Annotated in this window: 1 protein-coding gene; it reads right to left on the bottom strand. The window is 45.1% G+C overall.

Annotated features, from left to right (window positions below):
• Nucleotides 1–668: potassium channel family protein (locus R7Z77_RS25970; RefSeq protein WP_318137127.1), on the bottom strand; the 668-nt coding region annotated here is incomplete at both ends.

A 668-nucleotide genomic window follows, 5' to 3' on the forward strand; every position in this document is an offset into this window, starting at 1 on the left:
ATTTTTTTGTCTGAATTTTGCGTTGCTGCATTTCCTCTTCGATAAGAGTTAGTCGCTCAAGGATTTGTTCTTGCTGTTCTAATAGCTGTTCTAACATCCGCTCTTTGTTCTTAGAACGGTGATCTTGCTGTTTAGTCGGAGCGGTTAAAATCGACGTAATCACACCAGAGATCATACCGAAGATCCCCACTCCACAAACGATGATGATGACGGCTAAAAACTTTCCTCCAGAGGTCACTGGATAATGATCGCCGTAACCCACAGTGGAGATGGTCACAAAGACCCACCACAAAGCATCAGCTCCAGTACGGATGTTCGCAGCTGGGTTTTTGGCTTCGATAAACAGCATGGCGGTGGAACCGAGCGTTATGAGGATCACCATCAACAGCAATATGGACGCGACGGTGGTTTCTCGGCGGTTTTCTTTGAGCTGATGCAGAATGAACTTTGAAGAGCGCAGCACCAACACCACGCGCAAAATATGAAAGATGCGAGCAAAGCGTAATGGCTCGATCATTGGGATGCTGGCCACAAAATCTATCCAATGCAGCTTAATAAATGAACGTCGATCTGTGGAGCGGATCAAATCAATGGTGAGCTGCAATAGAAAAATACTACAGATTATAAAATCCAGACCGATAAGAACTTGACGGGTTTCGTTATCGATT

Source organism: Vibrio sp. 1401 (genome assembly GCF_033340295.1).